Here is a 6,627-nt window from a genome sequence, read left to right on the forward strand (position 1 = left end):
TTTGGAAAATCAAATAATCACTATAAAGATCAAGCATATCCATTTAATTCCCTCCCTAAAATTAAGGGCGGAATTCTAATGCTTTTTAGTCAAACTACAAGTTTATGTGCGTAACATGAGAGAGTAAGCGAAAACTGCCTCTTGCAAAGAAGGGCTGAACATAAGAGCGCCAACCTAAAAAGTGGTCCTCCTTGCGAACGCTTATCATCTGAGAATAGTTCAAAGCAAAGCACTGAACTGTATTGTCTCATTGGGCTCGCAATGTTGGATTGATATATTTAGGTTGACGCAATGGTTGAATCGAGGAGCTGTTTCGTTCAACGCATTTTGTAAAAGCGCTAATCATTCATATTAGTGTTACTGTCTAGCTTATTATTGGAGTTGGTATTTAGATCGGTATCGTTGCTAGTGCCAGTTCCGGTATTGCTGGGTTCATCAGAGTTTACTCCGGAATTGCTGTTTATCCCAGTACCAGAGTTCACGCCAGGATTAGTATTAACCCCTGTACCCGAGTTCACCCCCGGATTGGTATTAACCCCTGTACCCGAGTTCACTCCAGGGTTGGTATTAACCCCTGTACCCGAGTTCACTCCAGTGTTGGTATTGACCCCTGTCCCCGAGTTCACCCCAGTGTTGGTATTGACGCCCGTACCAGAGTTCACACCAGTGTTAGTATTGACGCCCGTGCTTGAGTTGACTCCAGTGCTGGTGCTTGCGCCTGAATTAACTCCGGAAGTGGCGTTTGTTCCGGTATTAGCTCCAGCGCTACCCGCACCGCTCGCTCCTCCTGATACTCCGGCTGCATATGCTACTGTAGCGGAGGTGAGTCCTAGTAAAATTACAGTTAATTTTTTCATGATTGTTCCTTCGTTTAAGAGTCCATTACACCCTTAATTTTAGGAAAGTCCCCTACATTCTCTATTAAGGATTGCCTTAAGTTGGACTATTAGTTATGGTTTTTAAGTTAAACTAAAAGCTAGGGTTTCTTCTAGTAAATGCGAGCAATTATGAAAAAGTGGTATAACCTTATAAACTATTTGACCCAGGAAAAGCTAGTACTTGCTACAGCGGAATCCTGTACTGCTGGAGAGATTATTGCGACTTTAGCTAAAGAAGGCAATTGTGGTGATTGTTTATATATTGGTTACCTGGTGTATCAGGAGCAAGCTAAGATAAAGCAGCTGGGAGTTAATAAAAAAACCATCAATCAATTTACTTTAACCAGTGAAGAAGTAGCCAGAGAAATGGCCTATGGAGCATTCCAGCACGAAGAAATTAATTTAACTATTGCAACAACAGGGATTGTTGGCCAAGAAGAAATGGATAATATACCTCCGGGGACAGTGTGTTTTGCTTGGGGTTTTAAACATCAGCAAAAAATTACTATCTACAGTGAAACGATGCACTTTGATGGTAGTCCTGCAAAACGGACCTTAAAAGCCAGCCATTATGCCTTATTACAAATAATGAAATATCATCAACTTTTTTTAAAGGAGGGGTTCTAGTATATTGCTTGTTATTAATAATTATTATTCGAGGTAATCCTTAATAGAATCTCTCGCTCGAGCTCCTAAAATTAAAAGGCAATGACGCACATATTATAAGGAAATTTATAATGAAAAATGCCGCGGGTGGTCATGGATCAAATAATGAGAGCACTGAGAAAAAAACTGGGGCTCAAGCGAGCCAAAAAAGTGGACGGGGCAGCAATTTAACCAACGCCGATAGACGTAAAGGTGGGGAAAATTCACATAAGAAGTAGTGAATTTATAATAATAATCCTCTAGAGGCCAAGCCCTAGAGGAAATAAATAAGAATATAACCAATGATGAATACAAATTTAGAAGAAGAGAAACATAATAAGGAACTCGCTACAAAGCTCTTAAATTTAATAAGCCAAATTCAATTTGAAGTAAACACAAGTTTAGATAAGCTAAATCTACAATCCACTAGGGATCCGAGTGAGTTTACGGACACCCTCCAACAAATAAGTACTCATGTGCAGCAATTAAGTCAAATTTTACATCATAATGAGTAATTTTTTCTATATTGTTTTTCTTTGCTAGGGCATTTTGATGAATACTGAATGTCCTTTGTTAAGTTAGCCTTGCCTTCGTGTTTGCCCCAAATTTAAAAGGTTTTTATGAATATCGCCGCAGTTTTTTATTCACTATACTTTTGAAGCTTCTCAAAGAAGGGATTGATTGGGGATATTAAAATGTCAGAACGATTAAATGGTACGGTAAAATGGTTTAAAGACGATAAAGGCTTTGGTTTCATTCAATATGAAGGTAAAGATTATTTTGTCCATTTTAGCAATATTAAGTGCGAAGGGTTTAAAACCTTGCCCAAAGGGGGAAGGGTAGCCTTTACCGCGATTAATGGTAAAAAAGGAATGCAAGCTGATGAGGTAGAGATTCTCTAAGCTTTCTTCTTTTTTTTTTCATTTTAACAAGGAGAGTATGATGACTAGCGCCATTGTAAATGCTGATAATGTAATTGGAGTGGATGTTAAAAATAATCAAGACGAAAACCTCGGTGAAGTGGAGGCCTTAATGCTTGATAAATTAACAGGCAAAGTGGCCTATGTGGTTTTATCTTATGGTGGTTTTTTAGGCATGGGTGATAAACTTTTTGCTTTACCCTGGAGCATTTTTTCTTATGATAATAATGAAGATTGCTTCAAAATTCCTCTTAACAAAGATCAATTAAAAAACTCCCCTGGTTTTGATAAAGATCATTGGCCAGATATGTCAAACCAGCAATGGAGAGACTCAATTCAAAATCATTACAGTAATCTCTAACTCGATAATCCGCCTCCAGGCGGATTTTTTTTTAGGATTAAATCATCATGGCAGATACGCAAAATACACAGCCAGGTATTGAGGCTAAAATGGATCCTCAGCCTATTTATTTTAATGACCAGGCCAAAGGTGGCGATAAATTAAAAAATAAAACCGCCTTAATCACCGGTGGGGATAGTGGTATTGGCAGAGCTATCGCATGCGCCTATGCCCAAGAAGGGGCCGATGTTGCAATTCATTATTTAAATGAGGAAGAAGATGCTGCTAAAACTAAGCAAATAGTTGAGCACCTTGGTCGTAAATGTTGGTTGTTCTCAGCTAATTTGCAAGACTATTCTGCTTGTGAACGCCTAGTCAATCAAGTTTTAAAACAGTGTGGAAAGCTTGATATTTTAATTAATAATATTGCAGAACAGCATCCAAAAGAGAGAATGGAAGATATCTCATGCGAACAGATGGAAGAGACTTTTAAAACTAACTTTTTTTCTTATTTTTATATGATAAAAGCCTGTCTACCTCATTTTAGCGAAGGTGCGGTGATTATTAATACTACCTCAGTAACTGCTTATAAAGGCAGCGCCCATTTAATTGATTATTCCTGCACGAAAGGCGCTATTATCGCCTTAACTCGTTCGCTGTCCCAAAACCTCATAACTAAAGGGATTCGGGTAAATGCGGTTGCGCCTGGGCCGATATGGACGCCCTTGATTCCAGCAAGCTTTTCCGAGCAAGAAATTGATGAGTTTGGCAAAAATACCCCGATGAAAAGACCGGGGCAACCGGTTGAAGTTGCACCGGCTTATGTATTTTTGGCTTCTTCAGACTCCTCTTATATGACGGGGCAAGTCTTACATCCTAATGGCGGGGTGATAGTCAATAGTTAAGAATTGCTGGGTCTTTTCCTCAGTGAATAGGATTTTCTTTATCGCGAAATAGTATGGGTTTGGGCAATGAGCCTCCCTAGTGCCTAAAGCTATTACTAAGAAATTGGGTGAAGCAATTGTTGACATGCTGTTTTGGTTTGCTTCACCTCATTTAGCGCGCTGACAGTTTGTTAAGTTTACTCATCTTTAAGGGACCTATTGCTGATTTATTAGTTTATTTTAAAATTCTTATCTGTAATTCATCCTCAGAAGTCATCCACGCCCTTTTCATTTGTTTGGTATTAAAGGACATTCCAATATCACCAGTTCTATTCACCGAAATCACCCCAATATGCCCTTTATGATGGCCATTGCGTTGGTGAATGACGTGTTCGCAAGCTTCTTGGAGGGGCATATTAAATTCCACCATCATGGCAATCGTATGGGCTACTACACCCCGAATTAAATATTCTCCTTCTCCCGTTCCTGAAACAGCGCAGGTATTGTTATTGGCATAGCAACCACCACCAATAACACAGCTATCTCCAATACGGCCTGGTAAACAATTGCTAGTACCGCCGGTGGAGGTGGCAGAGGCAAGATTACCTTTCTTGTCTAGGGCAACAGCTCCGACGGTGCCGTAGATCTTCTTTTCCATAATGTGTTGTACAGTTTCACGTTTTGAATATTTTTGAAACTCCTTTTGTTGGTACTCAGTAATGAAATAGGAGTCAGGCTCTAAATCTATTTTTTCATTTTGCGCAATAGCAAGAGCACCATAACCCGATAAAAAAACATGCCTCGTTTTATGCATAATAACGCGTGCTAAAGCGATAGGGTTTTTAACACTGCGCACCATAGAAACTGCGCCGGCTTTTAATGTTTTGCCATCCATAATGGATGCATCCATTTCCACCTCCCCAGCACAATTTAAGGCCGAGCCTCGTCCGGCATTAAAATAAGGATTGTCTTCCAAAATTTTTACTGCAGTTTCTACTGCATCGAGGGCACTACCGTTTTTATTTAAAATTTTATAAGCAGCCTCTGTGGCTTCGGCTAAACCTTGCTCATGTTCTTTGAGGTATTTTCTGATAAAGGGGGTGGCATTTCCCGCTCCTCCGTGAACAGCAATTGCAATTTTTTTCATATAGTCACCAATAATAATTTAAGGAATGGCTGGGTTAGCTAATTCGCGTTTATCAATTGAAAAATGACAGCCCTTAATTAATAAATGAACTTTCAAGTTTTCTACAAAAACGGCCTCCCCCTCTTTGACATTAGTAATGTTGGTTTGATTGATATTACGACCATCAATAATCACTACCATGCCTGAGCCACGGCATTCTGCTTGTGAGCCATTTTTTATAATTAAAGCAGTATCCTCGCCTAATCCAATGCCCAATTGCTCTGGATTCATAATAATGGCGTGTGCTAGACGGCCAAAACGGCCGCGTTTTATAAAATGGGTATCAATAATGCAAGAAGGCAATAAACCTAAGCCGGAGCAGGTACTTAAATTACGATAAATAAGCGCCTCAGTAAGCCCTCCTGCCATAATCATTACTGAAGACATTACCATGGCACCGGCACTGGTGCCCGCCACCACAAATTCATGATCTTTAAAATAGCGGGCGCGAATAATATCAAAAAAAGGAGTCCCACCGAGGATAGTAGATAGACGGAATTGATCCCCTCCAGTAAAAAAAACGACTCCTGCTTCTTGGGCGCGATCTAAATATTCTTGCTTATTGGTTTCCGGGCGCTCTTTTATCGGAATGAAATCCACATTCTCATATCCTAACTCATTGAATACTTTTTGATAGGTTTTTTTTACCTCATCTTGCACCTCTGAGCCGGTAGTAATAATTTCAATTTTCTTATTGCTGGAATGGGGTAGTAACTCTCTTAAAATTTCGTAACGAGTAAACTCCTTAGTTTGCTCTATGATGTCTGGCGGTTCGCCGACCTTATCTTCGGCTCCGCCAATAATTAATAGTTTTCCCTTGGGGGTCATAATGAAGTGCTCTCAGGAATTAAATGATTTTGTTTATAAGCTTCTTGCTGGTTTTTTATAAACTCAATCGCTTTAAATACTTTTTCGGGGGAATAAAAAATAAAGCTATCCGGGGTAGCTTTTTCTAAGGCTTGTTTTACGGCGGTAAATTCATCAGAAATAACCTCCACCCGAGGATGGCATTTTGAGCTTAAAATTCCTTCTTTAAGCGCTTGGGTAATATTTTCATTCGTATTTCCCCGGCTATTTTTATCATGTTTAATAATAATTTCATCAAAGATTTCCGCAGCGTAAAAACCAATTCTTTGCATATCGATAATCCTGCGATCACCGGCAACACTGATTACTCCAATTTTTCTGGCTTTCTTTACTGTGCTTAAATACTTTTTAAGTTCAATATAAGCGCCTTCATTATGGGCGTAATCGAGCATCACTTGGAAATGGGGGAAATTGAAAATATTCTTCTGCCCGGTAAATTCTCGGCCGTAGGTAAAAAATCATAAAGAGCCGATTCAATATCGGTGAATGAGATATTACTAATGACGCCTGCTAAAACAGCAGGTAAGATATTTTTGATCATACAACTCGCACTACCTTTAAAGGCGATAGGGATATGCGACACTTGCGCGAGGTAATTTTTATCATTTCCTCTTTGCACCACGATAAAATCATTTTCTAGATAAGAAACTAGGCCGCCAGCACTCCAGTGCGCTTGAATACGCGGGGTCTCGGTTAAAGCGAATAAAGCAATGTTACATCTTAAATTTTGTTTCATGGCGTAGACTAACTCATCATCAGCATTTAAGATGCAATAGCCGCTTTGCTTGGTTAGCTAGGTCCGGGGATCTGGAACAAAATTCAGGAAAAATAAGAGCTATTCCCGGTTTGTTAGTTCATTCACCTTACTCTCAGAATGGCTTATCCACAAGTCCATAGGCCAGGAGAG

At 39.6% G+C, this 6,627-nt stretch carries 11 protein-coding genes; 6 read left to right on the forward strand and 5 right to left on the reverse strand.

The genetic code is table 11. From position 1 onward, the window contains the following. Positions 1-338 precede the first annotated feature (338 nt). Positions 339-857, reverse strand: a complete 519-nt coding sequence (locus tag ELY15_RS16210; RefSeq protein ID WP_158617480.1) for a hypothetical protein — start codon at positions 855-857, stop codon at positions 339-341. Between the two features lie 150 nt (positions 858-1,007). On the opposite strand from ELY15_RS16210, the gene ELY15_RS12475 reads away from it, so the two are divergent. From ELY15_RS12475 to ELY15_RS12495, 6 genes are all read left to right on the forward strand, one after another. Beyond that, entirely contained in the window at positions 1,008-1,505 is a 498-nt protein-coding gene (locus ELY15_RS12475; RefSeq protein ID WP_127100523.1) for a CinA family protein, read from the forward strand. Positions 1,506-1,615: 110 nt separating this feature from the next. Further along, on the forward strand, positions 1,616-1,762 hold the full coding sequence (locus tag ELY15_RS16215) for a hypothetical protein (RefSeq protein WP_158617481.1): 147 nt from the start codon (positions 1,616-1,618) through the stop codon (positions 1,760-1,762). A gap of 63 nt (positions 1,763-1,825) precedes the next feature. Next, positions 1,826-2,038 (forward strand): hypothetical protein, encoded by a 213-nt coding sequence (locus ELY15_RS12480; RefSeq protein WP_127100525.1) that lies wholly within the window; start codon positions 1,826-1,828, stop codon positions 2,036-2,038. Positions 2,039-2,218: 180 nt separating this feature from the next. Then, positions 2,219-2,425, forward strand: coding sequence for a cold-shock protein (locus ELY15_RS12485; RefSeq protein WP_127100527.1), 207 nt, complete (start codon positions 2,219-2,221; stop codon positions 2,423-2,425). Between the two features lie 37 nt (positions 2,426-2,462). Beyond that, positions 2,463-2,804 (forward strand): PRC-barrel domain-containing protein, encoded by a 342-nt coding sequence (locus ELY15_RS12490; protein WP_233586719.1) that lies wholly within the window; start codon positions 2,463-2,465, stop codon positions 2,802-2,804. A gap of 47 nt (positions 2,805-2,851) precedes the next feature. Then, entirely contained in the window at positions 2,852-3,688 is an 837-nt protein-coding gene (locus ELY15_RS12495) for an SDR family oxidoreductase (RefSeq protein ID WP_127100531.1), read from the forward strand. Between the two features lie 214 nt (positions 3,689-3,902). On the opposite strand, the gene ELY15_RS12500 is transcribed toward ELY15_RS12495, so the two are convergent. From ELY15_RS12500 to ELY15_RS12515, 4 genes are read right to left on the reverse strand one after another with little or no spacing between them, the layout of a single operon-like run. After that, positions 3,903-4,814, reverse strand: coding sequence for an isoaspartyl peptidase/L-asparaginase family protein (locus ELY15_RS12500; protein WP_127100533.1), 912 nt, complete (start codon positions 4,812-4,814; stop codon positions 3,903-3,905). Between the two features lie 18 nt (positions 4,815-4,832). Then, the gene (locus ELY15_RS12505; RefSeq protein ID WP_127100535.1) at positions 4,833-5,681 is read right to left on the reverse strand and encodes a cyanophycinase; all 849 of its coding nucleotides are present in this window, start codon (positions 5,679-5,681) and stop codon (positions 4,833-4,835) included. Continuing rightward, positions 5,678-6,112, reverse strand: coding sequence for a glutamate ligase domain-containing protein (locus ELY15_RS12510; protein WP_158617482.1), 435 nt, complete (start codon positions 6,110-6,112; stop codon positions 5,678-5,680). The genes ELY15_RS12505 and ELY15_RS12510 overlap by 4 nt, the downstream gene beginning before the upstream one ends. Continuing rightward, the gene (locus ELY15_RS12515; RefSeq protein WP_127100539.1) at positions 6,112-6,456 is read right to left on the reverse strand and encodes a hypothetical protein; all 345 of its coding nucleotides are present in this window, start codon (positions 6,454-6,456) and stop codon (positions 6,112-6,114) included. The genes ELY15_RS12510 and ELY15_RS12515 overlap by 1 nt, the downstream gene beginning before the upstream one ends. Between the last annotated feature and the right edge of the window lie 171 nt (positions 6,457-6,627).

Origin of the sequence: Legionella sp. km772 (assembly GCF_003989735.1) — a bacterium.
Taxonomy (GTDB): Bacteria; Pseudomonadota; Gammaproteobacteria; order Legionellales; family Legionellaceae; genus Legionella.

Excerpts from the sequence above, each read along its gene's own strand:
- ELY15_RS16210 (WP_158617480.1), bottom strand. The coding sequence starts at position 857 with ATGAAAAAATTAACTGTAATTTTACTAGGACTCACCTCCGCTACAGTA.
- ELY15_RS12475 (WP_127100523.1), top strand. The coding sequence starts at position 1,008 with ATGAAAAAGTGGTATAACCTTATAAACTATTTGACCCAGGAAAAGCTA.
- ELY15_RS16215 (WP_158617481.1), top strand. The coding sequence starts at position 1,616 with ATGAAAAATGCCGCGGGTGGTCATGGATCAAATAATGAGAGCACTGAG.
- ELY15_RS12480 (WP_127100525.1), top strand. The coding sequence starts at position 1,826 with ATGATGAATACAAATTTAGAAGAAGAGAAACATAATAAGGAACTCGCT.
- ELY15_RS12485 (WP_127100527.1), top strand. The coding sequence starts at position 2,219 with ATGTCAGAACGATTAAATGGTACGGTAAAATGGTTTAAAGACGATAAA.
- ELY15_RS12490 (WP_233586719.1), top strand. The coding sequence starts at position 2,463 with ATGATGACTAGCGCCATTGTAAATGCTGATAATGTAATTGGAGTGGAT.
- ELY15_RS12495 (WP_127100531.1), top strand. The coding sequence starts at position 2,852 with ATGGCAGATACGCAAAATACACAGCCAGGTATTGAGGCTAAAATGGAT.
- ELY15_RS12500 (WP_127100533.1), bottom strand. The coding sequence starts at position 4,814 with ATGAAAAAAATTGCAATTGCTGTTCACGGAGGAGCGGGAAATGCCACC.
- ELY15_RS12505 (WP_127100535.1), bottom strand. The coding sequence starts at position 5,681 with ATGACCCCCAAGGGAAAACTATTAATTATTGGCGGAGCCGAAGATAAG.
- ELY15_RS12510 (WP_158617482.1), bottom strand. The coding sequence starts at position 6,112 with ATGCTCGATTACGCCCATAATGAAGGCGCTTATATTGAACTTAAAAAG.
- ELY15_RS12515 (WP_127100539.1), bottom strand. The coding sequence starts at position 6,456 with ATGAAACAAAATTTAAGATGTAACATTGCTTTATTCGCTTTAACCGAG.